Here is a 26,572-nt window from a genome sequence, read left to right on the forward strand (position 1 = left end):
CGCAGACGTATCCGCGCCGCAACTACGGCCGCGCGCATGCCGGATCGCCTGCTGATTGAGGAATTGGATTGCTTCGCGCCTCAGCGTCGCTGGTTATAAACGTCAAGGCATACCGCGCCCAGCAACACGAGGCCCTTGATCACCTGCTGGTAGTCGATCCCGATGCCGAGGATCGACATGCCATTGTTCATCACCCCCATGATCAGCGCGCCGATCACGGCGCCGGCGACGCGCCCGACACCGCCATAGGCCGACGCTCCGCCGATGAAGCAGGCGGCGATCACGTCGAGCTCGAAGCCGACCCCGGCCTTTGGCGTCGCGGTGTTGAGCCTTGCTGCGAACACCAGACCGGCCAGCGCCGCAAGCACGCCCATGTTGACGAAGGTGAAGAAGGTCAGCCGTTCGGTCTTGATGCCGGAGAGTTTTGCGGCCTTCTCATTGCCGCCTACCGCATAGATCTGCCGGCCGATGGTGGTGCGCGCGGTGATGAAGCCGTAGAGCGCGATCAGTGCGATCATGATCACGAGCACGTTGGGCAGTCCGCGATGCGAGGCGATCAGATAGGTAAAATAGACGATCACGCCGAACAGAACTACGTTCTTGAACACGAAAAAGCCGGTCGGCTCGACCTCGACACCGTGGCTTGCGCGCCGGGCGCGGGTGGTGACGCTGACATATACCAGGCCGAGCGCCAGCACGGCGCCGATCAGGAGTGAGGTGGGGTTGAGCGAGCCGGCGCCGGGAAACAGTTCAGGAATGAAGCCGGAGGAGAGTTTCTGGAAGGTCGGTGAAAACGGGCCAACCGATTGACCTTGCAACACCGCCAGCGCCAGCCCCTTGAACACCAGCATCCCGGCCAGCGTGACGATGAAGGACGGAATCTTGAAATAGGCCACCCAGTAACCCTGCGCCGCACCGATCAGTCCACCGAGCGCGAGGCAGATGATCGCGGCTGGAATGAAATGCATGCCGTAACGTACCATCAGCACCGCAGCGATCGCGCCGATGAAGCCCGCGACCGATCCGACCGACAGATCGATGTGCCCGGTGACGATCACCAGCAGCATGCCGAGCGCCATGATCACGATATAGCTGTTCTGCAGCACCAGATTGGTGAGGTTGAGCGGGCGCAGCAGCGTGCCGTCGGTAACGACCTCGAAGAACAGCATGATCGCGAACAGCGACAGCAACATGCCGTATTCGCGCAGATTGGCCTTGAGAAAGCCCGCATGCTTGCGCGCCTCGGGAAGCATTACGGTGTTGTCGCTCATGGATGCGCCTCTCCCAACAACTTCTCTTCCAGCTTTCTTTCCAGGTCTCTGTCGACCAGTTGTTCGCCCTTGCGCACGATGACCCTCATGATTTTTTCCTGCGTCGCCTCGGCGTGATCGAACTCGCCGACAAAGGCCCCTCCGTTCATGACGCAGATGCGGTCACAAATCCCGAGCAGCTCCGGCATTTCCGACGAGATCACGATGACCGCCTTGCCGGCATCGGCCAGCTCGTTAATGATGCAATAGATCTCATATTTGGCGCCGATGTCGATACCGCGCGTCGGCTCGTCCAGGATCAGGATTTCCGGATCGGTGAACAGCCATTTCGACAGCACCACCTTCTGCTGGTTTCCGCCGGACAGGTTGCCGGACATCTGATAGACATCGGAGCAGCGGATGCGCATGCGGTTGCGATAATCGCTCGCCACCTGCAACTCCTTGATGTCGTCGATGACGCGGCCGGCTGCAACACTATCGAGATTGGCAAGCGTGATGTTCTTGCGCACGTCTTCGGCGAGCAGCAGGCCGAGCTGCTTGCGGTCCTCGGTGACGTAGGCCAGACCGGCGTCGATGGCGCCGCTCACGGTCGACAGATCGATCTCGCGACCATGCAGCAAGGCGCGGCCCGTGATGTTGCGGCCCCAGGAGCGGCCGAACAGGCTCATGGCGAATTCGGTGCGGCCGGCGCCCATCAAACCGGCGATGCCGACGATCTCGCCGCGGCGGACCTGGAAGTCCACATTCTTGATGACTTGCCGATCGGCATGCTGGGGATGATAGACCGACCAGTTCTCGACCTTGAACACCACCTCGCCTATCGCAGGCTCCCGCTTCGGGAAACGATGCTCTAGATCTCGGTCCACCATCTTGCGGATGATACGATCTTCCTCGACCGCACCTAGCTCACAATCCAGCGTATCGACAGTACGGCCATCGCGCAGCACCGTAATGCGGTCCGCGACGCGGGCCACCTCGTTGAGCTTGTGCGAGATCAGGACCGCGGACATGCCATGGGAGCGGAACTCGAGCAGAAGATCCAGCAGCGCCGCGCTGTCGCTTTCGTTGAGGCTGGCGGTCGGCTCGTCGAGAATCAGAAGGCGCACTTCCTTGGACAGCGCCTTGGCGATCTCAACCAGTTGCTGCTTGCCGACGCCGATATCGGTGACCAGCGTGTCCGGCGCCTCATTGAGCCCCACTTTCGCCAGCAGCTGCTGCGACCGCCGGTAGACCGCGTCGCGATCGATCACGCCGAACCGCGAGGGCGGGTTGGCAATGAAGATATTCTCCGCGATCGAGAGCAGCGGGATCAGCGCAAGCTCCTGATGAATGATGATGATGCCGAGCGCCTCGGAATCGTTGATGTCGCGGAAGTGGCGCTCCTCGCCGTCATAGACGATGCTGCCGTCATAGCTGCCATGGGGATAGACGCCGCTCAGCACCTTCATCAAGGTCGACTTGCCGGCGCCGTTCTCGCCCACCAGCGCGTGGATCTCGCCCTGCTTCACCGTGAAATTGACGTCGTCGAGCGCTTTGACGCCGGCGAAGGCTTTGCCGATACCGCGCATTTCAAGCAATGTGGCCATTCAAGTTCCCTGGAACAGGCAGGAAGGCATGGATGGCCGGGGCATAGGTCCCCCAGCCATCCGCTTCGTCACAACTTGTCTTAGTTGATTTGCGCCTTCTTGTAATAACCGCCGTCGATCAGGACTTTCTCCCAATTGGTCTTGTCGACGACTACCGGCTTGAGCAGGAAGGACGGCACGACCTTGACACCATTCTTGTAGGTGGTGGTGTCGTTGACAGCTACGGTCTTGCCGCTCAACGCCGCGTCCACCATGTCGGCGGTGACCTTGGCAAGGTCGCGGGTATCCTTGAAGATCGTGGAGTATTGCTCGCCACGCAGCATCGATTTGATGGAAGGCACTTCGGCGTCCTGACCGCTCACGATCGGCATCGGCATATTGCCGCTACCGTAGCCGACACCCTTGAGCGACGACAGGATGCCGATCGAGAGGCCGTCATAGGGCGAAAGCACCGCGTCGACCCGCTTGGTGGTGTAGAACGCGCTGAGCAGATTATCCATCCGGGCCTGCGCCGTGGCGCCGTCCCAGCGCAGCGTCGAGACCTTGTCCATTCCCATCTGCTTGCTCACGACCACGAGCTTGCCGCTGTCGATATAGGGCTGCAGCACCGACATCGCGCCGTTGTAGAAGAAATAGGCGTTGTTGTCGTCGGGTGAGCCGCCGAACAGCTCGATGTTGAACGGGCCCTTGCCTTCCTTCAGCTTCAGCCCCTGCTCTATCGACTGCGCCTGCTGCACGCCGACCTGGAAATTGTCGAACGTCGCATAATAATCGACGTTGGGCGTGTCGCGGATCAGCCGGTCATAGGCGATCACGGTGATGCCCTTGTCCTTGGCCTGCTTGAGCACGTCGGACAGGGTGGTGCCATCGATCGAAGCGATCACCAGTACCTTGGCGCCCTTGGTCACCATGTTCTCGATCTGGGAGAGCTGGTTCGGAATATCGTCTTCGGCGTATTGCAGGTCGGTATTATAACCGCGCTCCTTCAGCACCTTGACGATATTGTTGCCGTCATCGATCCAGCGCGCCGAAGCCTTGGTGGGCATGGCGATGCCGACCGTGGGCTTGGTTTGCGCGAGCGCGGGTTCTGCAAGGGCGACCGCGCCGAGCAAGATGGCCGATAGAGCAGATTTGAGCAGTTTCATGTTTCACTCCCAGGTGTTGAGCGTTAATCGCCGCGTTATCAGCGGTTTGCTTTTGGCGCCGGTAACGTATCGGCGCATCATTGGGGGCCGTCAGGCCGGCAGAGACGTGAACGGATGATCGGTCACACCTTGTGGTTCCGCAAGTACATGCAGCGCTCATGCGCCGTATCGTGAAGCGACCCATCATGTCGAACCGAGCCTGATGCGAGGTTCCGTCCGCCCGCGCGCGCCGACGTCGAGAATGAAGGTTTGGCCGTGGTGCGGGTCGGCAGCCCGGGCATGCTCGTCCATGCCCTCCCAGGCCGTGGTGACCAGCAGCGAAGCGAAATTGCGTCCGACAAAGACCGGGCAACTCGGCTGCTTCGCCGGAATCCTGATGGTGCGAACCCGATCGCCCTCCGGGGTGTAGGCGTCGATGCACGATCCGCCCCAGCGCGCATTCCAGATCAACCCTTCAGCATCGACCACGGCGCCATCCAGGCTGCCTACCCCGCCGCTGGCATCATAGAGCGTCTCGGGATTTCCGGTCGGCAGCGCATTCGCCGGGTCGACCGCGACGCGGTAAAGGACACCCTTGCTGCTATCGGTGAAATAGGCCGTGGCGCCATCGGGCGAAAAGCAGATCGCGTTCGGGATGGTAATTCCGGCATAGAGCCGAAGCAGCTCACCGCCGTAAAAGCGATAGATCGCGCCGGCTCCCTTCTCTGCATTGCGGCCCATGGTCCCGATCCAGAGCGCGCCGCAGGGATGAACGCGTCCATCGTTGGAGCGCGTTGCCGCATTGTCCGCTTCGAGCGGTATATGAAGCGAAAGGCGGCCATCCGCGATGTCGCGGACATAGAGGCCATCTTCTGTCGCAAGCAATTGGCGCTGGTCATCGATGAATGCCAGGACGCTGGCCATCAGCGGAAGCGCGTGCGAAGTGACCGCGCCGGATGCAAGCTCGGCTTGGAACAATTTGCGCTCGATGATATCGAACCACCATGCGGTATCGGTCGCCGCATCATAGGTGCAGCCCTCGCCGAGATGGCAATGCCAATCGCTCAGGATGCTGGTGCCGACTTCTTCCACGCGAGCTCCCTTATTCCTCTGCAACCTTACTCACGGAAAATAGATACAGCGATATGTGACGATAGGTCTGCCCGGGATCGAGCCGCGCCGATGGAAAATCGGGACGGTTTGGCGTGTCGGGATAGACCTGTGGTTCCAGGCAGAGCGCGTCATACTGTCGGTGAACGCGGCCATACTTGCCGGTCAGGGACCCGTCGAGAAAATTGCCGGAATAGAACTGGACGCCCGGCTGGTTGGTCCAGAGTTCGAGAACCCGGCCCGACTTTGGGTCTTCCACGCGGGCGGCAAAGCGCGGCTCCGTGGTCGCGCCGCCGGGCAGACAGAAATTGTGGTCGTACCCTTGCCGGATCAGAACCTGTTCATTCGCGTCGTGCAAGCGGGCGCCGACAGGGCAGGATTTGCGAAAATCAAACGGCGTTGCATCGACCTTGCCGGGCGCGCCGAACGGAATGCCGGCGGCACTGATCGGCAGATAGGTGTCCGCCGCGATGGTCAGATGATGATCGAGCACGCCGCCACCGGACTCGACGCCTGCCAGATTGAAAAAGCTGTGGTTGGTCAGATTGACGATGGTCGGCTTGTCGGTCACCCCTGAGAATTCAAGCGCGAACTCGCTGCCACCGGAAATGCGATATGTGATCTCGGTCTTCAGCGTGCCGGGATAGCCCTCCTCGCTATCCGGACTGACATAGGACAGCGTGACGAACGGCGCCGGGTCCTCACCCATTGCCGTGATGGTCCATGGTTTGCGATCGAAGCCTAGCAGCCCGCCATGCAGCGCGTTGGCTCCGTCATTGGTGGGCAGCTGAAAGCGTTCGCCATCGAGTTCGAACGTGCCGCCCGCGATCCGGTTGGCATAGCGCCCGACCGTGGCGCCGAGGAAACGCCGAACCGCCAGATAGCCTGCAAGATCATCGCGGCCGAGGACCACATCGGCAAGGCGCCCTGCCCGGTCAGGCACGAAGATCGACTGCAGCGCCGCGCCGTAGCTGATGAGGCGCACCTCGAAGCCGTCCTCACCGCGCAGCCGCACCATTTCGATCGCGGTGCCGTCCGGAAGATGCCCGAATATCTCGCGAGCAATCTTCGCCGTCTGTGATTTGCCTGACTGCGTCACGTCACACCTCGATGAATGGTTCGACGTCGCGGCGCCGGCCGAGCATGAAGGCATCAGCGACATGGACCAGCGGCGACAGATCGACATCGGACACACCGCCCCCGATCAGCTCGACGAAGCGCCGATAGATGCCGCGATACTCCGCCTGCTGCTCGTCAACCAGGACATGGCCATCATGCGAGAGATGGCTGCCGCCGGAAGAGAGCGTCAAGCGCCCGGCATCGGTCTCGACCCGGATATCCCAGGTCTGCGGACCGGTCTGGCGCCAGTCGAACTCCGCCCGGATCGGAATGCCCGTCTGGTCCGAAAAGACGAGATCGGCCGCGATCGGCGCCGCGCGATTGCGCGGGAAGGACAGTTCGGCCTCGGTCAGAAAGAACGGCCGCGGCAGGATGCGGGTCAAGATCGAGAGCGCGTTGATGCCGGGATCGAACACGCCAAGCCCACCCGGCTCCCAGATCCAGGCCTGACCGGGATGCCAGACTGTGACATCCTCCTTCCATTCGACGACCACCGACTTGATCTGTCGAGCGGCGAGAAAATTTCTCGCGGGTTCGACGGCCGGCGCAAAACGCGAATGCCAGGTTGCAAACAGCGTTCGCCCGGTTTGCTGCGCGGCCGCGACCAGAGGATCGAGTTCACTGACGGTGGCGCCCGGCGGCTTCTCGAGCAGCACGTGCTTGCCGGCCTTCAGCGCAGCCGCCGCCTGCGCATGGCGCACCTGGGGCGGCGTGCACAGCGCAACGGCATCGATGTCGGGCCTGGCGTCGAGCAGTTCGTCAAGCGTCGCAAAATGCGCTGTCCCGTCGATGGACGCGTTGCGGCTGGCAATCGCCGCAAGTTCGATTCCGTCGGTGTCTGTTATCGCCGGGATATGCTGATCCCTGGCGATCTTGCCGAGGCCGACGATGGCAATGCGAATGGTCGTCACGTCAACTCTTCCCGACGTTCGAGGAACGATGTCAGCGGCTCACTTGCCCCAGCGCAGCACCAGCGGGTTCAGCCGGTGCGCGATTTCGATCAGGCCCGCCCGGACGGCCGGATGCAGCGGCTGGAGCGGAAGACGAACGGTCTCGTGGCGGATAACGCCGCCTTCCTTCATCAGCGCCTTGCATGCGATCAGACCGCATTGGCGGTTTTCATAGTTGATCAGCGGGAGCCAGCGTTCATAGGCCGCAACCGCTTCGGCGCGGCGGCCGGCGAAATACGGATCGGTGATCTGGCGAATGCCATCGGGATAACCACCGCCGGTCATGGCGCCAGTCGCACCGGCATCGAGGTCGGCCATCAGCGTGATCGCCTCCTCGCCGTCCCACGGACCTTCGATCGCCGCGCCGCCGAGCGCGATCAACTCGCGCAGTTTGGCGGCGGCCTGAGGCGTCTCGATCTTGAAATAGGCGATGTTCTCAAGCTCGCGTGCCATGCGGGCGAGAAAGGCCGCCGACAGTGCCGTGCCGGCGACCGGCGCATCCTGGATCATGATCGGAATCGAGATCGCATCCGAAACAGTGCGGAAAAACTCATAGATGGCGTTTTCCCCGACCCGGATGGTCGCGCCATGATAGGGCGGCATCACCATCACCATGGCGGCGCCGGCCTGCTCCGCCCGCCGCGAACGTTCAGCACAGATGTGCGAAGCAAAATGCGTGGTCGTGACGATGACGGGGACGCGTCCCGCAACATGGTTCAATACGGCGTCGAGTACCGTGTCGCGCTCGGCATCATCAAGCACGAACTGCTCGGAGAAGTTGGCGAGGATGCACAGTCCCTGCGAGCCGGCATCGATCATGCAATCGACGGCACGTTTCTGGCCGTCGAGATCGAGCCGGCCGTCGCCGTCGAACACCGTCGGCACGACTGGAAACACCCCCTTATAGGGCCGTTGAACGGTGGAACCTGCCATGACCATTCTCCGCTTTCGCCTTAACCAGCTGCGCCGTGGCGGCGCAGGCCGTTGAAGATGACTTCCCTCATCGCCGCGGAAGCCGCCTCGGCATTTCGCTCGGCGATTGCGTCGACAATTCGTTCGTGGGCCGCGATGGTGAGTTCGCGCTCCCGCTCCTCGGTGGGCGCGCTCAGCCGAAACGACGCGCGCAATGCCGCCTCGATCACGGCGCCGATCGATCGCATGAACGGGTTTGCCGAACTGGTCGCGATGTCGAGGTGCAGCCGAAGATCGGCGTCGGCGAATTCAATGCTGTCCGAAGCAAAGCTGCGCATCCTGGCGATGCTGTCGCGCAGGTGAGCGATCGCATCATCCGCCCGTCGCTCGGCGGCAAGGGCTGCGGCATGTGGCTCCACGGCGAGGCGAATGTCGGCGAGATCACGAAGAAACCGCTTGTCGATCCCGGCTTCGAGGTGCCAGCCGAGCACATCGGGATCGAACATGTTCCAGGCCGAACGTTCCCTGACCCGCGTGCCGACGCCCGCCTTGGCGTTGAGCAATCCCTTGGCGGACAACGTCTTGACGCTTTCACGCAATACGGTGCGCGAGACGTCGAACATGGCGGTCAATTCCGCATCGCGCGGCAGACTGGCGCCTTCCGGATAGCGGCCGACAATGATGTCGATCCCGATCGTCCGGGTCACTTCCACCTGGCTGAAATGACCGCGGCCCGGCGCAATCACAACCCGGTCGGACCTCATGACAGGTCTTTGAGAGTCATGGCTGGTTTCGCTCCCTAACTGTTGCGGACCGTCCCGCCTCTTCGGGCGAGATCAAGCCGGCGCGATCTCCCCATGCCACAACCCTCAAGCCTTGTATAGCATATTATCATATTAGTATGACTTTCTTCGATTAGCCGCTCTGTATCCTCAAGGCCTCCGGTCTACGTCACGGCTTTGCGCAAAGGCGCGCGTTTGGCGCGGCACGCCATGTCAACAGTTTCCACACCCTGTGGGACAAACTGACAACTGTAGACACTACGTCAGCGAACCGGTATGAACGGCGACCTGCGGGTAACCGCATCGTCGGTCGAAAAAAGCGTTTCGAGCGCCCGCGCCGGACATCTGGCGCAACCGACGTCTTCAGCCAAAACACTGCGCGCCGTTGCATTTTTTCACGGCCAAACCGGCTTTCATCACCCGAGGGAATCGACAGTGGACATTTGGAGCAGATCCGTGCGCCGTACCGTGCTTGCGTTCGCAACTCTTCTTGCCGCCAGTAGCGTCGCAACAGCGGAAACATACCCCTCCCGTCGGATCACTGTGATCGTGCCGTTCGGCGCGGGCAGCGGCACAGACGGCGTGGCGCGAGTTGTCACGCAACGGCTCGCCGAGGTGCTCAAGACGACCATCGTGGTGGAAAACCGGCCGGGCGCGAGCGGCGCGATCGGTGCAGTTGCGACCGCGCGTTCCGCACCGGACGGCTATACGCTGATGTTCGGCGGATCATCCACGCATGCCGCCAACCCCAGTCTGCTCAAGTCCATCCAGTATTCCCCCAAGGACGACTTTGCGCCCATCTCCCGTGTCGGCCTGTTCCCCTATATCCTCGTCATCAATCCCGGGATCGATGCCAAAAGCGTCGGCGAGCTGATCGCGCTTGCAAAGCAGAAGCGCGGCTCGATGTCGTTTGCCTATTCAAATGCGCTCGGCCAGCTCGCCGGTGAAATGTTCAAACGGCGCGCCGGTATCGATCTCCAGGCCGTACCGTACAAGAGCAGTCCGGAAGCCATTACGGACGTCATTGCCGGTCGCGTTTCCCTGATGTTCAACGATGTGACTTCTACCCTGCCGCTGGCGCGATCGGGCCAGCTTCGCGCGCTCGTGACCATCACCAAGGACCGGACCAAGCTGCTCTCCGAACTGCCGACCATACAGGAGCAGGGAGTTGATTTAGGCAATCTCTCCGCGTGGACCGGCGTGTTCGCCCCCAAGGGGACCCCGCCGGAGGTGGTTGAACAGCTGTCGGGGGCGCTCCGAGAAGTTCTGGACGAACCCGCGGTCCGCCAGCGCCTCGCCGAAATCGGCTTCGAAGCGCAGTGGCTCTCGCCGAAACAATTCGCCGAGCACGTGGCTGCCGACATCGAGCGTTGGGCAACGCTGACCAAAGAAGCCGGCATCGTACCTCAGTGAAGCTGACGATTCCGGCTACGACGGTAAGCCAGGCAGATCGAGACCGTTGGTCCTTGCACACTCGATCGCGCTCTCGTAGCCCGCATCGGCATGGCGCATGACCCCCGTGGCCGGGTCGTTCCAAAGCACCCGCTCGAGGCGGCGCGCGGCCTCCGGCGTACCGTCAGCGACGATCACCATGCCGGCGTGCTGCGAATAGCCGATACCGACGCCGCCGCCGTGATGCAGCGAGACCCACGTGGCCCCGCTCGCACAATTGAGCAGCGCATTGAGCAGCGGCCAGTCGGACACCGCATCCGAGCCGTCGCGCATCGCTTCGGTTTCGCGGTTCGGGCTCGCTACCGAGCCGCTGTCGAGATGATCGCGACCGATCACGATCGGCGCCTTCAGTTCGCTGCTTGCCACCATTTCGTTGAACGCCAAACCCAGCCGGTGGCGATCGCCAAGGCCGACCCAGCAGATCCGCGCCGGCAGCCCCTGGAACTTGATCCGCGCTCTGGCCATATCGAGCCAGTTGTGCAGATGCTTGTCGTCAGGCATCAGCTCCTTGACCTTGGCATCGGTGCGGAAAATGTCTTCGGGATCCCCCGATAGCGCCGCCCACCGGAATGGCCCGACGCCTCGGCAGAACAGCGGACGGATATAGGCCGGAACGAAGCCGGGGAAATCGAATGCGTTCTTCAATCCCATGTCCTTCGCCATCTGGCGGATATTGTTGCCATAGTCGAGTGTGGGAATGCCCTGCGCATGGAAATCCAGCATGGCCTGGACGTGGCCGACCATGGAGGTCTTGGCGGCCGCCTCAACCGCCTTCGGGTCGGCCTCGCGCCTGGACGCCCACTCCGCGAGCGTCCAACCCTTCGGCAGATAGCCGTTGATCGGATCGTGCGCGCTGGTCTGGTCGGTGACAATGTCCGGCCTGACGCCGCGGCGCACCAGCTCGGGAAAAATATCGGCGGCGTTGCCGAGCAGGCCGACCGAGACCGGTTTCCCGCTTTGCGCCGCCTCCGCCATGATCGCGAGCGCCTCATCGAGCGTGCTGGCCTGACGGTCGAGGTAACCCGTGCGCAGCCGCATCTCGATGCGGCTCGGCTGGCATTCGACCGCGAGCATCGATGCACCGGCCATCGTCGCGGCAAGCGGTTGGGCGCCGCCCATGCCACCGAGACCGGCTGTGAGAATCCATTTGCCTGCGAGGCTGCCGCCATAATGACGTCGGCCCACCTCGACGAACGTCTCGTACGTCCCCTGCACGATGCCCTGGCTGCCGATGTAGATCCACGATCCGGCCGTCATCTGGCCGAACATCATCAAGCCCTGCTTGTCGAGTTCATTGAAGTGATCGAGTGTCGCCCAGTGCGGTACCAGGTTCGAGTTCGCGATCAGCACGCGCGGTGCATCGGGATGGGTACGGAAAATTCCGACCGGCTTGCCGGACTGAACCACCAGCGTCTGGTCGGCTTCCAGCTTGCGCAGTGACGCAACGATCCGGTCGAAACTGTCCCAGTCGCGGGCGGCGCGGCCAATGCCGCCATAGACGACGAGTTCGCTCGGCCGTTCGGCAACGTCAGGATCGAGATTGTTCATCAGCATTCGGAGCGGCGCTTCCGTCAGCCAGCTCTTGGCGCTGATCTCGGACCCGTGCGGCGATCGGATGATGCGGTCGTTGTCCAGTCGGCGGTTCATGACAGATGACCTTTCTCGGCAAGTCTTGTTTAGGCAAGCATTGGAAACGGGTTGTTGTTGAGTACCGAAATCGCGGCTGATGGCAATGCACCGGCTGCGACCAGCGCCGTTGCTTTCGCAATGTCGTCGGCCATGTAGCGATCGCCACCGAGCGCCGGTACTTGCTCGCGCAGCGTAGCAATCACCGCAGCAAGTGCGGGGCTGGTCGTATGCGGCGCGCGCAGCCCGATGCCCTGCGCCGCCACCAGCAGCTCGATGCCGAGAATGGTCGCAAGATTATCCGCCATGTCAGACAACCGGCGGGCGGCGTGCGCGGCCATCGACACATGATCTTCCTGGTTGGCGCTGGTCGGTGTCGAATCGATCGAGCAGGCCGCGGCACGTTGCTTGTTCTCGGCGTAAAGTGCGGCGGCCGTCACTTCGGCAATCATGAAGCCGGAATTGATGCCGGGCTCCGGGGTGAGAAATGGCGGCAGACCAAAGTTCAGCGCAGGATCAACCAGCGTAGCGATGCGCCGTTCACTGATCGCGCCGATCTCCGACAAGGCCAGCGCAATCTGGTCAGCGGCGAACGCGACCGGCTCGGCGTGAAAATTTCCACCCGAGACGATCTCTCCGGTCTCCACCAGCACCAGCGGATTGTCGGTGACCGCGTTGGCCTCGATCGTCAATGTGCGGGCGGCTTGTGTCAGCAGGTCAAGTACGGCGCCGGCCACTTGCGGCTGACAACGCAGGCAATACGGATCCTGCACGCGCTCGTCGCCCTCGAGATGCGAGTTGCGGATATCGCTGCCCTCCAGCAACGCTGTCAGCGCCGCCCCGGCGGCGATCTGCCCGGCATGCCCTCGCAACAGCTGGATCTCGGCGCGAAACGGCGCCGTCGAAGCCATCGCCGCATCGACCGACAACGCGCCGGTCACCAGCGTCGCGCAGAGCAGGTTATAGGCACGCAACAGTCCGGAAATGGCATAGGCCGTCGAAAACTGCGTGCCGTTGATCAAAGCGAGGCCTTCCTTCGGTCCGAGCGTCACCGGCGCGAGGCCGGCGGCAGCCAGCGCATCAAGGCCCGGCATGACCTTGCCATCAATCAGCGCCTGCCCCTCACCGATCATGACGGCTGTCATATGCGCCAGCGGCGCCAGATCGCCCGACGCGCCCACCGATCCCTGCTGCGGCACCAGCGGATAAATACCGCACGCCAGCATGGCCTGCAGTTGCTCAATGATGTCGCGGCGAACACCTGACGCGCCCCGCCCCAGGGAGACGACCTTCAGCGCCATCATCAGGCGCACGATCGGCTCGGGCGTCGGCGGCCCTACTCCACAACAATGCGATACGATCAGGTTTCGCTGCAGCAGCGTCGTCTGGTCCGGAGGAATTCGCTTCGACGCCAGTTTTCCGAACCCCGTATTGATGCCGTACGCCGGAACGTCAGCGCCCGCGGCCTTCGCAACGATGGCCGAAGCCGCCTCGACGCGCGGCAAGAAGGATGGATCGAGCGCGACGGCCGCGCCCGCAAGCACTTGGGCCAGTTCGTCGAGCCCAACCCTGCCGGGCGAAACTACAATGGATGCGGCGCGGTCGCTCATCGTCCCCTCCACACCCTCGAATGCAACGGGTTGAAGCCCATCCGGTAGACGAGTTCGGCGGGCCGCTCGATATCCCAAATCGCGAGATCGCACCATTTGCCGGCTTCGAGCGTGCCGGTCTCGCCGAGAACGCCGAGCGCGCGCGCCCCTTCCCGCGTCACACCGGCCAGGCATTCGGCAACATTCATCCGGAACAGCGTCGCGCCCATATTCATGGCCAGCAGCAGCGACGTCAGTGGTGAGCTGCCGGGATTACAGTCGGTCGCGAGCGCCATGTTGACGCCGTGGGCACGAAAAAGCTCGACCGGCGGCTTGGTCGTCTCGCGAATGAAATAGAACGCGCCCGGCAGAAGTACGGCGACCGTGCCCGCCCGCGCCATGTCAGCGGCGCCGGCTTCATCCGTGTGCTCCAGGTGATCGGCGGACAGAGCAGAGAATTTCGCAGCAAGGGCCGCTCCGCCGAGGTTCGACAACTGATCCGCATGCAGTTTGACCGGCAGTCCGAGCGCCTTGGCCACACGGAACACCCGCGCCGTCTGATCACCCGAAAAGGCGATGCCTTCCATGAAGGCGTCAACGGCGTCGGCAAGCCCGGCCTGCGCCACCGCGGGCAGCATCTCGCGGCAAACAAGCTCGATGTAGCGATCCTTGTCGCCATCGGCTTCCGGCGGCAGTGCGTGCGCGCCGAGAAACGTGGTTCGGATGCTGACTGGGCGGTCGCGGCCTAGCGCACGCGCGGCTGACAGCTGCCGCATTTCAATTTCGGTGTTGAGCCCGTAGCCGGATTTGATCTCGACCGTCGTCACGCCCTCGCCGATCAGCGCATCGAGCCGCGGCAGCGCACCGGCAACCAGGTCAGCCTCGCTGGAGGCTCGCGTCGCAGCGACTGTCGAGACAATACCGCCACCCGCCCGTGCGATCTCTTCGTAGCTTGCGCCCTGCAGGCGCAGCTCGAACTCGTGCGCGCGGTTTCCACCGAACACCAGATGGGTATGACAATCGATCAGTCCCGGCGTGATCCACCGCCCCGCGCAATCGATCCACTCAGTCGCATCGGCATCAGATGGAAAATCGGAACGGCTGCCGGCAAAGACGATCCGGCCATCCCGCGCGGCAATCACGCCCTGCTCGATCACGCCGAGGTCGGGCAGATCCTCCCGAACGGTGGCGAGCCGGGCATTATGCCAAATTCGATCAAAGCGCTCGGCCATGCAGCATTCCCTCAACGGCAGAAGCTTGACGGGACGATATGTCTATACATATTATCGTGCCGGTGTTCTGTCCAGCCGGTTTGGAAAACATGTCCACTCTGCATTTCGCGTCAGCGCTGCTCCCATCCGGGTGGGCCGATGACGTGCAGGTGGCTGTGACCGATGGGATCATCACCAAGGTTATCGTCGGCACGGCGCCCGAAGCCGAAGATGAGCGACACCAGCTGGCCGTCCCGGGAATAGCGAGCCTGCATAGTCACGCGTTCCAGCGTGGCATGGCGGGCCTTGCCGAAACGCGCGGTAATACCGCCGATACCTTCTGGACATGGCGCGAGACGATGTATCGCTTCGCGCTGAGCATGACCCCCGACGATGCCGAAGCCGTCGCGACACTGCTCTATGTCGAGATGCTGGAGCAAGGTTTTACGCGCGTCGGGGAATTCCACTATCTCCATCACGACCACGATGGCACGCCCTATTCCAATCCGGCCGAGATGGCGACACAAATTGCGCAAGCCGCCGAGACCACCGGCATCGGGCTCACCCTGCTGCCGAGTTTCTACGCACACGGCTCCTTTGGTGGCGCCGCGCCCCATGCCGGTCAGCGCCGCTTCATCTGTTCGGTCGACCAGTTTGCCAAACTGATCGACGCTACAAAGCAGGCTGTCCGCGAATTGCCCGGGGGCAATGTCGGCATCGCCCCGCACAGCCTGCGCGCCGTGACCCCGGACGAGTTGGCGGCCATCGTGCCACTGGCCGAAGGCGGGCCGATCCATATCCACGCCGCCGAGCAGACCAGGGAAGTCGAGGAATGCATCGCCTGGTCGGGCCGGCGGCCAGTTGAGTGGCTGCTCGAACATGCGCCGATCGATCAGCGCTGGTGCCTGATCCATGCGACGCACACCACGCCGACCGAGATCGCTGCACTTGCCAAAAGCAGCGCCGTCGCGGGCCTCTGCCCGGTTACCGAAGCAAGCCTCGGCGACGGTACTTTTCCGGCGCGCGAATTCCTCGACGCCGGCGGCCGTTTCGGCGTCGGCACCGATTCCAATGTCCTCGTCGGCGCTGCCGACGAGTTGCGTCAGCTCGAATATGGCCAGCGGCTCAAACACCGCGAGCGCAATGTGTTGTCCGGCGGTCCCGGTATTTCGACCGGACGAGCGTTGTTCGACGCCGCGCTGTCCGGCGGCGCCCAGGCGCTCGCACAGCCGTCCACAGGAATCCAGGCAGGCGCACGCGCCGATATCGTCACCCTCGACACCGAGCATCCCTCGCTCGCCGGGCGTCGCAGGGATGCCGTTCTCGACGGTTGGATTTTCGCCACCAATGCGGGTGCCGTCGACTGTGTCTGGACAGGCGGCAACAAGGTCGTCGAGGGCGGGCGTCACCGGCTTCGCCAGAAAGCGCGCGAGACCTTCAACGCTGCCGTTCGAAGGCTCGTCACATGAGCCTTTCGATCGATCGCGACAAGGCCCATGCAACCGACAAGCCGACGCTGTACAAGCAGATACGCCTCGACATCGAACGCCGCATCCTGACCGGCGAATGGCCGCCGGGTCACCGCATCCCGTTCGAACACGAACTCATGGCGCACTATGGCTGCGCGCGAATGACCGTGAGCAAGGCGCTATCGGAACTGGCCCAAGCCGATCTCATCGAGCGGCGGCGGCGGGCCGGCACTTTTGTACGCCGTCCCAAATTTCTGTCAGCAGTCCTGACGATTCCCGACATCCGCGCGGAGATCACCGCGCTCGGCCGCAGCTATGGCTATCAGCTGATCCAGTGCTCGCGCCGCGCGGCAAATGCCGCCGACCGCGTGCGTCTTGGTGTGCGGAAAACCGGGAAAGTGATCGCGATTGCCTGTCGCCACAGCGCCGATGGCGTGCCGTTCGCGATCGAGGACAGGCTGATCGATCTCGACGCGGTGCCCGAAGCCGCCACGGCCGATTTTGCGGTCGAGCCACCCGGTACGTGGTTGCTTCACCATGTCCCATGGACGGAAGCGGAGCATTCGATCAGCGCTATCGTGGCCGACGACAAGGCCGCAGCCGCACTGGACATTGCGATCGGTGCGCCCTGCCTCGTGATCGACCGCCACACTTGGCGCAGTGCGCGGACACTGACGGCCGTGAGGCTCGTTTATCCGGGCGAGTCCCACAAACTGGTTGCCCGCTTCAAGGGCGGCTGAGAGGGATATCAATGCTCCTAAGGTCCGGCACAATTTATGCAACACCAGCTTACAAAGCAGCAACGCTGCACAGACGAGCAAGACGCAATCCATGAACCAGAAAAGGGATACAGCCATGCTTAGTTTTAGAGTATTTGCCGCAACCGCAGCTCTCCTGGTGTCCGCACCAGCCGTCGCCCAGGACGTGAAGGTCGGCATCGGCATCTCGGGATGGACCGGCTTTGCACCGCTCACGCTCGCAAACCAGGCCGGCATCTTCAAGAAGAACGGCCTCGATGTGACGATCAAGAAGATCCCGCAGAAGGACCGGCATCTGGCCGTAGCGTCAGGTGACATTCAGTGCGCGGCAACCACGGTGGAAACCTGGATTTCCTGGAATGCCAATGGCGTCGCGACCAAGCAGATCTTCCAGCTCGACAAGAGCTACGGCGCTGACGGCATGGCAACACGAAACGACGTCGCCGCGATCAAGGACCTGAAGGGCAAGACGGTCGCCGCGTCCGCACCCGGCACCGCCCCCTATTTCACCCTGGCCTGGATGCTCAAGAAGAATGGTCTCACGGTCAAGGACGTGACCGTGGTGAACCTGGAGCCCGCCGCGGCCGCGCAGGCCTTCGTGGCCGGCCAGAACGATGCGGCCATGACGTATGAGCCTTACCTCTCGACAGTGCGTGCCGCGCCCGACAAGGGCAAGATCATCGCCACCACGCTCGACTACCCGATGATCATGGACACGTTCGGCTGCACGCCGAAATTCCTGACCGAGAATCCGAAGGCCGCGCAAGCGCTGACCGACAGTTATTTCGAGGCCGTGGCCCTGATCGAAAAGGACCAGGCCAAGTCTTACGAGATCATGGGATCGGACGTGAAGCAGTCCGGCGAGCAGTTCGGCAATTCGGCAAAATATCTGCGCTGGCAGGACAAGGCCGCGAACCAGAAATTCTTCGCGGGCGAGTTCCAGGCGTTCACCAAGGAAGCCGGGGAGCTGCTGCTCGAGATCGGTATCATCAAGGCGATCCCGAAGACCGAAGACCTCTTTGACGCGAGCTTCATCAAGTAGACCAGGCGACGCCGCGACGGTCCCGCTTCACGGTTTGGAAGCGGGACATTTCGCGCTCTGCGCTCCGCCCTGAGGATTAGCCTTTGATAAGACCCCTCGATCCCGTGACGTCGAAGCAGCGTGTGGCCTATGGCTTCGCGTTCTTCGTCCTGTTCGTTGCCCTGTGGGCATGGGCAACGTTTGGCGGCTACGTGTCGAAAACGTTTCTCGCCAACCCGCTGACCATGCTGCAGGAGGGCTGGGAACTGCTGATCAAGCATGGCTTCCTGTACGATATCGGCATGACGATATGGCGGGTGATCGGCGGCTTCGTGCTGGCGGCCATCATCGCGGTGCCGCTCGGCGTTCTCATGGGCGCTTACAAACCGATCGAGGCTTTTCTCGAACCGTTCGTGTCGTTCGCCCGTTACCTGCCCGCCTCGGCCTTCATCCCGCTGTTGATCCTGTGGGCCGGCATCGGCGAGTTGCAGAAGCTGCTGGTCATCTTTATCGGCTCGGTATTCCAGATCATCCTGATGATTGCGGTGAATGTCGGCAACACGAGGCGCGATCTCGTTGAAGCCGCCTACACGCTTGGCGCCGGCGACAGCGGCATCATCCGCCGCGTCCTGCTGCCCTCGTCCGCCCCCGAGATCGCGGAAATTCTCCGACTCGTTCTGGGGTGGGCGTGGACCTACGTCATCGTCGCCGAACTCATCGGCTCATCCTCGGGCATCGGCCACATGATTACCGACAGCCAGGCGCTGCTCAACACCGGGCAGATCATCTTCGGCATCATCGTCATCGGGCTAATCGGCCTCGTCTCGGACTTCCTGTTCAAGGCCTTCAACGCCTGGCTGTTTCCGTGGAGACTAGCGTGATCACGCTGAAGATCGATCAGGTCTCACGGACCTTCCCTGCGCGCCAGGGCAATGCGCCGACACGGGCGCTGGAACCGACCAATCTTGACGTCGGCAACAATGACTTCGTCACCATCCTCGGGCCCTCGGGCTGCGGAAAATCCACGCTGCTACGTATCATCGCCGGGCTCGACCGGCCGACCAGCGGCCGCGTCATTCTCGACGGGCAAGAGGTAACGGGCCCCGGCGCGGACCGCGGGATGGTGTTTCAATCCTACACGTTATTCCCATGGCTGACGGTGCGCGAAAACATCGCGTTCGGGCTTCGCGAGCGCGGAATATCCGAGGCGGAGCGCGGCAAGATCGCCGATGGCTTCATCCAACGGGTTGGTTTGTCCGGCTTTGAGAATCACTGGCCGAAGCAACTCTCCGGCGGCATGCAGCAGCGCACGGCGATCGCCCGTGCGCTTGCCAACGATCCCAAGATCCTGCTGCTCGACGAGCCGTTCGGCGCCCTCGATAACCAGACCCGTGTGCTGATGCAGGAAATGCTGCTCGGCATCTGGGAGCGCGACCAGAAAACCGTGTTGTTCGTCACCCACGATATCGAGGAAGCCATCTTTCTCGGCAGCCGCGTCATCGTCATGAGCGCCCGCCCCGGCCGCATCAAGGCCGAGATCGCGGTCGATCTGCCCCACCCGCGATCCTACAAGATCAAGACCGCGCCCGAATTCGTCCAGCTGAAGGAACGGCTGGTGGAGGAGATCCGTGCCGAGGCATTGAAGGTGGCGGTTGATGCCTGACGGACGCTCGCTGCCTTGCCGATTTCGCGCCTCGGACGAAGGCATTCTAGTACCGCTAACCGTGACCCATTCTACTTTGCATGGGGTTATTTTCGTAGTTTTGTGTTTGGACCCGCAGCAGCAGTCCCTTTCGTCCACCCCAACGCCGGCGCGACCGTTTCGGCGATCAGCTCGATCGATCGCAGAATAAAGGGGTGCGGCGGATCGACCGAATGCGCCTGAAACACAAGATCAGTCACCCGCTCCAAAATGCTGTCGGCGCGCAGCGAGGCGATGACGTCATCCGGCGTCCCGACATGGGTATCAAATGCGGCGATCATGTCGCTCAACTCCTCCCCCGGCGGGGCATGACCGCCTGCAATGAAGCTCCCGCGCGCACGCCGCAGCCCGATGTCCGCCAGCTGTAGCGCCTCCTGCCGATCATCGGCGGCGAAGACACTGCGCGATGCCATGATCCGGGGCTCGCGCCCCGGCGGCAGTGCGGCGAGATAGGCGTCGATGATGGGATGCTGAATCTCGCCAAGCGACGCCTGCGGCGTCTCCCTTGGCCGCGGCTGCGTTCGCGACAACAGCAAGCCGTCGCCCGCTTTGCCGGCCCTCGTCCCGCCGCTGACGGAAAAGGTCGCCTGCCAGATCCGGTCGCACAGTTGCGGCCTCGGTGGATAGAGCGTATCGCCGCCGGCCAGCGGCGCGCCGGCCAGGGCGTTGCGGACAATGTCGAGATTGTCAGTAAAAATCTCCGCACGCTGCGCACTGTCCAGCCCAAAGGCTGCAAAGGCTGACGGGTTTCCGCCGGTGCCGACACCAAGCTCAAAACGGCCATTTGATAACAGGTCGAGCACCGCGGCGTCCTCCGCCACCCGTACAGGATTTTCCAGCGGCAGGGTAACGATGCCGGTGCCGAGCTGAATGCGAGACGTTTGTGCCGCGACGAAGCCGAGAAAAGCGAAGGGCGCCGGAAGCCCGCCCTCACTCTCATGAAAATGGTGCTGCGCGATCCATGCAGAATCAAGACCTGCTGTTTCCGCGTGAACGATCTGCGCTGCCGCGAGGCGATATCGTTCCGCCGGATCCACATCGTCGAGCAGTCGCGTGAAAAACCCCAATCGCTTCAAATTTGCCAGCCGATCCATACCGACCTTCGGAGATTGGGACAGAAGCCGAGGCCCGGCTGTCTCTCGTTGCTTCCGCGCCGGTCACGACGTGAGCCGACACGACAAGTTTGCGCATGGATCGCCGGACAGTCAAATCAGGGCGAACAACTGGACTTCGACGATTTGTGGACTCGCGGAATCAGGCCGGCAGCGCGTCGAGATGACACGCGGCCCACTGCTCGTCGCCACCCGAGCGAAGTTTTGGTTCCTCGGTCCGGCAGCGATCGAACACGTATGGACACCTCGTGTGGAATCGGCAACCGCTCGGCGGATTGATCGGGCTCGGAACGTCACCCTTCAGGATGATCGGGTTGCGGATGGCCCCAGGCTCCGGCACCGGCACGGCCGACAGCAACGCCCTGGTGTAGGGATGCCTGGGTGCGGTGAAGATCTGCTGCCTGGGCGCCATCTCGACGATCTTGCCGAGATACATCACCGCGACACGGTGCGTCATGTGCTCGACGATCGCCAGATCGTGGCTGATGAAGAGCAGCGCGAGGCCGAACTCGCGCTGCAGATCCTGCAGCAGGTTGACGATCTGCGCCTTGACCGAAACGTCGAGCGCCGAGACCGCCTCGTCGCAGACGATCAGTTCGGGCTCCGCCGCCAATGCCCGGGCGATCCCGATGCGCTGGCGCTGGCCACCCGAGAATTCGTGGGGCCGGCGGCCCAGCGCGTCACGCGGCAGGCGCACGGTGTCCATCAGCGCGGCAACCTTGGCGTCGAGTTCGGCGGAAGATTTGGCCAGACCAAAATTGCGGATCGGCTCGGCCAGGATGTCGCGCACGCGCATGCGCGGATTGAGGCTGGAGAACGGATCCTGGAACACCACCTGCACGCGGCGGCGCATGCTGCGCAGGGCTGCGGGTGAAGCGTCGTCGATGCGCTGGCCATCGAGCACCACCTGGCCCGACGTGATGTCGAACAGGCGCAAGATCGCGCGGCCGACCGTCGACTTGCCGCAACCGGACTCGCCGACCAGCGACAGCGTCTCGCCGCGCGCGACCTCAAAGGACACGCCGTCCACCGCATAGACCCATTTGGACTTGCGGCTGAACAAACCGCCGCGGACCGGAAAATGTTTCTTGAGATCGTTGACCTGCAGTAACGGGACTTGCAGCAACGGGACCTGGAGCAGTGGCGCGTTCATGCCGCAGCCGCCTCCTTGGCGGCATAGTGGCAGGCAGCGATATGGCGCGGGCCCTTCTCTTCAAGACCCGGCGCGACCTGCCGGCAGAGATCGGTCGCCAGTGCGCACCGCCCCGCGAACACACAGCCCTCGATCCGTCCTTTGAGGCTGGGCACCTGGCCCGGGATTTCGGCGAGACGCCGCGCGGCCCCTGTCAGCGAGGAGCCGAGCTTCGGCACCGCGCCGAGCAGGCCCTGCGTATAGGGATGACGCGGCGCGCGGAACAGCTCGGCCACCGGCGCCTCCTCGACCTTGCGGCCGGCATACATCACCATGACGCGCTCGGCGATTTCGGCGACCACGCCGAGATCATGGGTGACCAGAATGATCGCTGCACCGACCCGGCGCTTGAGGTCCAGCATCAACTGCAGGATCTGCGCCTGGATCGTGACGTCGAGCGCCGTGGTCGGCTCGTCGGCGATCAGGAGTTTGGGGTTGCAGGCCAGCGCCATCGCGATCATCACGCGCTGGCGCATGCCGCCGGAAAGCTGATGTGGAAATTCGCGCACGCGCCGCACCGACTCCGGGATGCCAACCAGATTCAGCATCTCGACGGCGCGGGCCTCTGCGGCCTGCTTGTCGAGCCCCTGATGCATGCGCAGCGTCTCTCCGATCTGACGGCCGACGGTCAGCACCGGATTGAGGCTCGTCATCGGCTCCTGGAAGATCATCGAAATGTCGTTGCCGCGGATGGCGCGCATTTCGCGCTCGGAGAGTTGAAGCAGATCCTTGCCCTGGAAACGGATCGAGCCTGCGATCTTGCCGGGAGGCTCAGCGATCAAACGCATCAACGACATCGAGGTGACCGACTTGCCGCAACCGGATTCGCCGACGATGGCCAGCGTCTCGCCTTCCTTGACATGAAAGGAAACACCGTCGACGGCGCGGTTGATGCCCTCGGGGGTGCGGAAATGGGTCTGCAGATTTTCGACTTCGAGCAATGCCATCAGATCAGAGACTCTTGGCCATGCGCGGATCGAGCGCATCGCGCAGGCCGTCACCGAGCAGGTTGACGGCAAGCACGGTGACGGACAGGAACGCGGCGGGAAAGAATACGATGTAGGGTTTGACCTGCCACAGCGCCCTGCCCTCGGCCATGATGTTGCCCCAGGACGGAATGGTGGGCGGCGTGCCGGCGCCGATAAAGGAGAGAATGGACTCCACGATCATGGCGCTGGCGCAGATATAGGTCGCCTGAACCAGCATCGGCGCCAGCGTGTTGGGCAGGATGTGGCGCAGGATGATCATCGGCGTTCGCGTACCGGAAGCCGTCGCGGCGTCCACATAGGGCTGCTCACGCAGCGACAGCACGACGCTGCGCACCAGGCGCGAGACGCGCGGGATTTCGGCTACCGTAATCGCCAGGATCACGTTGCCGACGCTGGCGCGCGTCAGCGCCATCAGCGCAACCGCAAGCAGGATCGGCGGGATCGACATCAGCCCGTCCATGAACCGCATGATGATGCCGTCGGCCCATCGTACGAACCCGGAGACAAGGCCGATGGCGAGACCGGCCAGCGAGGCCAGTACCGCCACCGAAAGACCGACCGTGAGCGAGACCCGCGCCCCGTAGATCACGCGTGAATAAATGTCGCGGCCCAGCACGTCGGTACCGAACCAGTAATCCGCTGATGGTACGCGCGTACGTTTGGCGGGCGCGATCGTCGTCGGGTCGACGGTCCAGAGATAAGGCGCAAAGATTCCGACCAGGACGAGGCAGAGCAGCAAAGCACCGCCGATCGCCACCGTCGGATGGTTGCGCAGGAAACCGAGGACGCCGCGACGAATCTTGACCGGCGACAGCAGATCCGGCAAATGCGGCGCGACCACAAGACCCGGCGGTATCCGTACCGTGTTGGCTTCCATGACGGTCAATAGCGGATCCTCGGGTCAACCAAGGTGTAGGTGACGTCGACCATCAGGTTGACCAGCACATAGAGGAAGCTGAACAGCAAAACGATGCCCTGGATGACGGGATAGTCGCGGCGCAGGATCGCGTCGATCGTCAGCCGGCCAAGGCCCGGAATGGCGAACACGCTTTCGGTCACCACCGCGCCGCCGATCAAAAGCGCGATACCGATACCGATCACCGTCACGATCGGAACGGCCGCGTTCTTTAGCGCGTGAATGAACAGGATACTGCGCTGGTCAAGGCCTTTGGCGCGGGCGGTGCGGACATAATCCTGCTGCAACACCTCGAGCATCGAGGCCCGGGTAATGCGCGCGATCAGCGCGATGTAGACGGAGCCGAGGGCAAGTGCCGGAAGAATCAGATTCTGGAACCATGGCCAGACGCCATTGGACAGCGGCGTATAGCCCTGCACCGGAAGCCATTCGAACTGCAACGCGAACACATAGGCAAGCACGTATCCGACCACAAAGACCGGGAGCGAGAACGCGAACACGGCGAACGCCATGATGGTGCGGTCGATCCAGCTTCCCGCTTTCCATGCCGCCACCACGCCGAGCGGCACCGCGACAAGGATGGTCAGCACCAGCGTAATCGCCATCAGCGAGAACGTCGGCTCGATCCGCTGCGCGATCATCTTGGCGACCGGCAAATTGGTGAAGATCGAGGTGCCGAGATTCCCGTGCAGGATGTCCCATAGCCAGTTGCCGAACTGGACCAGAAACGGCCGGTCGAGTCCGAGGCTTTGGCGTATCCGCTCGACGTCGGCGGGGCTTGCCTGGTCACCTGCAATCACCGCCGCCGGATCGCCCGGCGCGATGTAAAGCAGGCTGAAGACGAACAGCGCGACGATCCCCATTACGGGCAAGGTCGAGAGAATGCGCCGCAGGATATACGAGAGCATGTCGATTCACTGTCCCATCATGCGGTCTTCGACACGCCCCAGAAGAACGGCAGCGGCCCCTTCGCGATGCCGGAGACATTCTTGCGCCACGCTGTATAGCTCAGGAAGAAGCCGGTCGGCGCATAGACGACGTCCTCGAGCGCCGCCTTGTTGAGGCGTCCCACCGCGGCCTTTTCCTCATCGAGATTCTTGGCGCCGAACCAGGCCGAGACTTCCTTTTCCACGGCCACGCTCGTGGGCCAGCCAAACCATGCCTTGTCGCCAGTGCCACGAACAGCATTGTAGACGGCCGGATTGACGCAATCCGCGCCGGCGTGCCAGGTGTGAAATACTTGCCAGCCCCCCTGGCCCGGAGGCGTCTTCTGGGCGCGGCGGGAACCGACCGTGCCCCAGTCGGTTGCGACGAAATCAACGTTCATCCCCATCTGCTTCAAAAGATCGGCGGTGACATCGCCGAACGCTTTGGTGATCGGTTGATCCTGCGCCACCAGGCAAGTGACCGGCTGTCCCGAATAACCGCTCTCGGCCAAGAGCTTCTTGGCCACTGTGAGGTCGCGCTTGCCCTTCAGTATCTCGCCGCCCGCCTCGCTGTAGAGCGGCGTATCCGGCGTGAAGAACCCCGGCAGCGGCTTCCAGAGCGCGGGGTCATCTCCAACCAGTGCGCGCATGTAATCTTCCTGGCTCAGCGCAGCGAGCACGGCGCGCCGCGCCTTCACATCGTTGAAGGGCGGATGCAAATGGTTCATCCGGAACGAGCCGATGTTGCCGAGTGGGTCGGCGATGTCGACGTTGATGTTGCGGTTCTTCTTCAGCGACGGCACCAGATCGGTGATCGGATTTTCCCACCAATCGACCTCACCGTTCTGAAGTGCTGCGGCCGCCGTAGCGGGATCCGGGATCACCACCCATTCGATGCGGTCGATCAGCATCTGCTTGCCGCCGGCCAGCCAGGACGCCTTCTCTTGCCGCGGCGTGTAATCGGCAAATTTCTCGAACACCGCCTTGGCGCCGGGCACCCACTCGCTCTTCGCGAATTTCATCGGGCCCGAGCCGATATAGTCGGGGATTTGCTTGAACGGATCGGTCTGCGCGATGCGCTCCGGCATGATGAAAGCGCAGGGCGTGCTGTTCTTGCCCAGCGCCAGCAGCATCTTCGGATAAGGCGCCTTCAGCGACCACTTGAAGGTCCTGTCGTCGACGGCGACCAGCTCGTTCTGGAGCGCCTTGAGCATCAGCCCCATCGGATCGCGCGCCGACCAACGCGTCAGGCTTGCCACCACATCCTTGCTCAGCACCGGCTCGCCGTCATGGAACTTCAACCCCGGCCGGAGCCGGAAGGTCCAGACCAGACCGTCATCGGAGGTCTGCTCGGACTCGATCATCTGGCGCTGCGGCTGCAGGGTCGCGTCGACACCATAGAGGGTGTCCCACACCATCGCGGCGGCGTTGCGCACGACATACTGGGTCCCCCAAATGGGGTCGAAATTCGCAAGATTGGCCTGGGGCACGAAGCGCAAGGTGCGCGCCGCGGCGCCTTGGGAAAGGGCCGGCATCGACAAGCCACCCGTTGCGGCCAGGCTGCCCACCCCGGCAAATCCCTTCAACAGCGTCCTGCGATCCATGGTGCTCTCCCCAGTTTTGGGTTGTGATGAACGATTCCGCCCGTTTCATGGGCCGAGGGTTCGGCGCCGGTGAGGTGAAACAGGCCAATCAGATGATAGCGATCAGCTTCCTTTGCGTGCAAATGGTATGCCAGCGGGGCCAGGTTGTTCC

Annotated in this window: 23 protein-coding genes; 6 read left to right on the forward strand and 17 right to left on the reverse strand. The window is 62.8% G+C overall.

Annotation, left to right across the window (positions count from 1 at the left end; genetic code table 11):
* Nucleotides 1–80: 80 nt before the first annotated feature.
* From mmsB to JQ567_RS07720, 8 genes are all read right to left on the reverse strand, one after another.
* Nucleotides 81–1,271, reverse strand: coding sequence for a multiple monosaccharide ABC transporter permease (gene mmsB, locus JQ567_RS07685; RefSeq protein ID WP_212438253.1), 1,191 nt, complete (start codon nt 1,269–1,271; stop codon nt 81–83).
* Nucleotides 1,268–2,857, reverse strand: coding sequence for a multiple monosaccharide ABC transporter ATP-binding protein (mmsA, locus tag JQ567_RS07690; RefSeq protein ID WP_212438254.1), 1,590 nt, complete (start codon nt 2,855–2,857; stop codon nt 1,268–1,270). Before mmsA ends, mmsB begins: the two co-directional genes overlap by 4 nt.
* 80 nt (nt 2,858–2,937) lie before the next feature.
* The gene (gene chvE / locus JQ567_RS07695) at nt 2,938–4,002 is read right to left on the reverse strand and encodes a multiple monosaccharide ABC transporter substrate-binding protein (protein WP_212438255.1); all 1,065 of its coding nucleotides are present in this window, start codon (nt 4,000–4,002) and stop codon (nt 2,938–2,940) included.
* Between the two features lie 183 nt (nt 4,003–4,185).
* Nucleotides 4,186–5,073, reverse strand: coding sequence for an SMP-30/gluconolactonase/LRE family protein (locus JQ567_RS07700; RefSeq protein ID WP_212438256.1), 888 nt, complete (start codon nt 5,071–5,073; stop codon nt 4,186–4,188).
* 10 nt (nt 5,074–5,083) lie between these two features.
* Complete coding sequence (locus tag JQ567_RS07705) at nt 5,084–6,190, reverse strand: aldose epimerase family protein (RefSeq protein WP_312017368.1); 1,107 nt, start codon at nt 6,188–6,190, stop codon at nt 5,084–5,086.
* Between the two features lies 1 nt (nt 6,191).
* On the reverse strand, nt 6,192–7,121 hold the full coding sequence (locus tag JQ567_RS07710) for a Gfo/Idh/MocA family protein (protein WP_212438257.1): 930 nt from the start codon (nt 7,119–7,121) through the stop codon (nt 6,192–6,194).
* A 39-nt stretch (nt 7,122–7,160) separates the two neighbouring features.
* Complete coding sequence (locus JQ567_RS07715; protein ID WP_212438258.1) at nt 7,161–8,093, reverse strand: dihydrodipicolinate synthase family protein; 933 nt, start codon at nt 8,091–8,093, stop codon at nt 7,161–7,163.
* A 20-nt stretch (nt 8,094–8,113) separates the two neighbouring features.
* Nucleotides 8,114–8,836, reverse strand: coding sequence for a FadR/GntR family transcriptional regulator (locus tag JQ567_RS07720; RefSeq protein WP_212412708.1), 723 nt, complete (start codon nt 8,834–8,836; stop codon nt 8,114–8,116).
* A 294-nt stretch (nt 8,837–9,130) separates the two neighbouring features.
* Between JQ567_RS07720 and JQ567_RS07725 the strand changes: the two genes are divergently transcribed.
* On the forward strand, nt 9,131–10,267 hold the full coding sequence (locus JQ567_RS07725; protein WP_212438259.1) for a tripartite tricarboxylate transporter substrate binding protein: 1,137 nt from the start codon (nt 9,131–9,133) through the stop codon (nt 10,265–10,267).
* A gap of 15 nt (nt 10,268–10,282) precedes the next feature.
* On the opposite strand, the gene hutU is transcribed toward JQ567_RS07725, so the two are convergent.
* The 3 genes from hutU to hutI are packed head-to-tail and all read right to left on the reverse strand — an operon-like array spanning nt 10,283 to nt 14,753.
* Entirely contained in the window at nt 10,283–11,953 is a 1,671-nt protein-coding gene (gene hutU, locus JQ567_RS07730; RefSeq protein WP_212438260.1) for a urocanate hydratase, read from the reverse strand.
* Nucleotides 11,954–11,982: 29 nt separating this feature from the next.
* On the reverse strand, nt 11,983–13,542 hold the full coding sequence (hutH, locus tag JQ567_RS07735) for a histidine ammonia-lyase (RefSeq protein ID WP_212438261.1): 1,560 nt from the start codon (nt 13,540–13,542) through the stop codon (nt 11,983–11,985).
* Nucleotides 13,539–14,753, reverse strand: coding sequence for an imidazolonepropionase (gene hutI / locus JQ567_RS07740; protein WP_212438262.1), 1,215 nt, complete (start codon nt 14,751–14,753; stop codon nt 13,539–13,541). The genes hutH and hutI overlap by 4 nt, the downstream gene beginning before the upstream one ends.
* Before the next feature lie 89 nt (nt 14,754–14,842).
* Between hutI and JQ567_RS07745 the strand changes: the two genes are divergently transcribed.
* The 5 genes from JQ567_RS07745 to JQ567_RS07765 all read left to right on the forward strand — a co-directional run bounded on the left by JQ567_RS07745 (nt 14,843) and on the right by JQ567_RS07765 (nt 19,643).
* Nucleotides 14,843–16,201 carry a formimidoylglutamate deiminase gene (locus tag JQ567_RS07745; protein WP_212438263.1) on the forward strand — a complete coding sequence of 453 codons (1,359 nt, stop codon included), beginning with the start codon at nt 14,843–14,845 and terminating at the stop codon, nt 16,199–16,201.
* The gene (gene hutC, locus JQ567_RS07750; RefSeq protein WP_212438264.1) at nt 16,198–16,941 is read left to right on the forward strand and encodes a histidine utilization repressor; all 744 of its coding nucleotides are present in this window, start codon (nt 16,198–16,200) and stop codon (nt 16,939–16,941) included. Before JQ567_RS07745 ends, hutC begins: the two co-directional genes overlap by 4 nt.
* 115 nt (nt 16,942–17,056) lie before the next feature.
* Entirely contained in the window at nt 17,057–18,001 is a 945-nt protein-coding gene (locus JQ567_RS07755) for an ABC transporter substrate-binding protein (protein ID WP_212438265.1), read from the forward strand.
* A gap of 86 nt (nt 18,002–18,087) precedes the next feature.
* A complete protein-coding gene (locus tag JQ567_RS07760; RefSeq protein WP_192734745.1) occupies nt 18,088–18,861 on the forward strand; it encodes an ABC transporter permease in 774 nt (257 codons plus the stop codon).
* On the forward strand, nt 18,858–19,643 hold the full coding sequence (locus JQ567_RS07765; RefSeq protein WP_212438266.1) for an ABC transporter ATP-binding protein: 786 nt from the start codon (nt 18,858–18,860) through the stop codon (nt 19,641–19,643). The genes JQ567_RS07760 and JQ567_RS07765 overlap by 4 nt, the downstream gene beginning before the upstream one ends.
* 86 nt (nt 19,644–19,729) lie before the next feature.
* Here the strand turns inward: JQ567_RS07765 and JQ567_RS07770 are convergent, their stop codons facing one another.
* The 6 genes from JQ567_RS07770 to JQ567_RS07795 form a co-directional block, all read right to left on the reverse strand.
* The gene (locus JQ567_RS07770; protein WP_212438267.1) at nt 19,730–20,776 is read right to left on the reverse strand and encodes a putative FMN-dependent luciferase-like monooxygenase; all 1,047 of its coding nucleotides are present in this window, start codon (nt 20,774–20,776) and stop codon (nt 19,730–19,732) included.
* 160 nt (nt 20,777–20,936) lie between these two features.
* Nucleotides 20,937–21,917 (reverse strand): ABC transporter ATP-binding protein, encoded by a 981-nt coding sequence (locus tag JQ567_RS07775; RefSeq protein ID WP_212438323.1) that lies wholly within the window; start codon nt 21,915–21,917, stop codon nt 20,937–20,939.
* A 26-nt stretch (nt 21,918–21,943) separates the two neighbouring features.
* The gene (locus tag JQ567_RS07780) at nt 21,944–22,933 is read right to left on the reverse strand and encodes an ABC transporter ATP-binding protein (RefSeq protein WP_212438268.1); all 990 of its coding nucleotides are present in this window, start codon (nt 22,931–22,933) and stop codon (nt 21,944–21,946) included.
* Nucleotides 22,934–22,937: 4 nt separating this feature from the next.
* A complete protein-coding gene (locus tag JQ567_RS07785; RefSeq protein WP_212438324.1) occupies nt 22,938–23,852 on the reverse strand; it encodes an ABC transporter permease in 915 nt (304 codons plus the stop codon).
* 5 nt (nt 23,853–23,857) lie between these two features.
* Nucleotides 23,858–24,799, reverse strand: a complete 942-nt coding sequence (locus tag JQ567_RS07790) for an ABC transporter permease (protein ID WP_212438269.1) — start codon at nt 24,797–24,799, stop codon at nt 23,858–23,860.
* 17 nt (nt 24,800–24,816) lie between these two features.
* Nucleotides 24,817–26,421 carry an ABC transporter substrate-binding protein gene (locus JQ567_RS07795; RefSeq protein ID WP_212438270.1) on the reverse strand — a complete coding sequence of 535 codons (1,605 nt, stop codon included), beginning with the start codon at nt 26,419–26,421 and terminating at the stop codon, nt 24,817–24,819.
* Between the last annotated feature and the right edge of the window lie 151 nt (nt 26,422–26,572).

The organism is Bradyrhizobium sp. AUGA SZCCT0431, from assembly GCF_018131065.1.
Taxonomy (GTDB): domain Bacteria; phylum Pseudomonadota; class Alphaproteobacteria; order Rhizobiales; family Xanthobacteraceae; genus Bradyrhizobium.

Bases quoted from the DNA above. Each gene is read 5' to 3' on its own strand.
- mmsB (WP_212438253.1), bottom strand. From the start codon at position 1,271: ATGAGCGACAACACCGTAATGCTTCCCGAGGCGCGCAAGCATGCGGGC.
- mmsA (WP_212438254.1), bottom strand. From the start codon at position 2,857: ATGGCCACATTGCTTGAAATGCGCGGTATCGGCAAAGCCTTCGCCGGC.
- chvE (WP_212438255.1), bottom strand. From the start codon at position 4,002: ATGAAACTGCTCAAATCTGCTCTATCGGCCATCTTGCTCGGCGCGGTC.
- JQ567_RS07715 (WP_212438258.1), bottom strand. From the start codon at position 8,093: ATGGCAGGTTCCACCGTTCAACGGCCCTATAAGGGGGTGTTTCCAGTC.
- JQ567_RS07720 (WP_212412708.1), bottom strand. From the start codon at position 8,836: ATGAGGTCCGACCGGGTTGTGATTGCGCCGGGCCGCGGTCATTTCAGC.
- JQ567_RS07725 (WP_212438259.1), top strand. From the start codon at position 9,131: ATGAACGGCGACCTGCGGGTAACCGCATCGTCGGTCGAAAAAAGCGTT.
- hutU (WP_212438260.1), bottom strand. From the start codon at position 11,953: ATGAACCGCCGACTGGACAACGACCGCATCATCCGATCGCCGCACGGG.
- hutH (WP_212438261.1), bottom strand. From the start codon at position 13,542: ATGAGCGACCGCGCCGCATCCATTGTAGTTTCGCCCGGCAGGGTTGGG.
- hutI (WP_212438262.1), bottom strand. From the start codon at position 14,753: ATGGCCGAGCGCTTTGATCGAATTTGGCATAATGCCCGGCTCGCCACC.
- JQ567_RS07745 (WP_212438263.1), top strand. From the start codon at position 14,843: ATGTCCACTCTGCATTTCGCGTCAGCGCTGCTCCCATCCGGGTGGGCC.
- hutC (WP_212438264.1), top strand. From the start codon at position 16,198: ATGAGCCTTTCGATCGATCGCGACAAGGCCCATGCAACCGACAAGCCG.
- JQ567_RS07755 (WP_212438265.1), top strand. From the start codon at position 17,057: ATGCTTAGTTTTAGAGTATTTGCCGCAACCGCAGCTCTCCTGGTGTCC.
- JQ567_RS07770 (WP_212438267.1), bottom strand. From the start codon at position 20,776: ATGGATCGGCTGGCAAATTTGAAGCGATTGGGGTTTTTCACGCGACTG.
- JQ567_RS07780 (WP_212438268.1), bottom strand. From the start codon at position 22,933: ATGGCATTGCTCGAAGTCGAAAATCTGCAGACCCATTTCCGCACCCCC.
- JQ567_RS07785 (WP_212438324.1), bottom strand. From the start codon at position 23,852: ATGGAAGCCAACACGGTACGGATACCGCCGGGTCTTGTGGTCGCGCCG.
- JQ567_RS07790 (WP_212438269.1), bottom strand. From the start codon at position 24,799: ATGCTCTCGTATATCCTGCGGCGCATTCTCTCGACCTTGCCCGTAATG.
- JQ567_RS07795 (WP_212438270.1), bottom strand. From the start codon at position 26,421: ATGGATCGCAGGACGCTGTTGAAGGGATTTGCCGGGGTGGGCAGCCTG.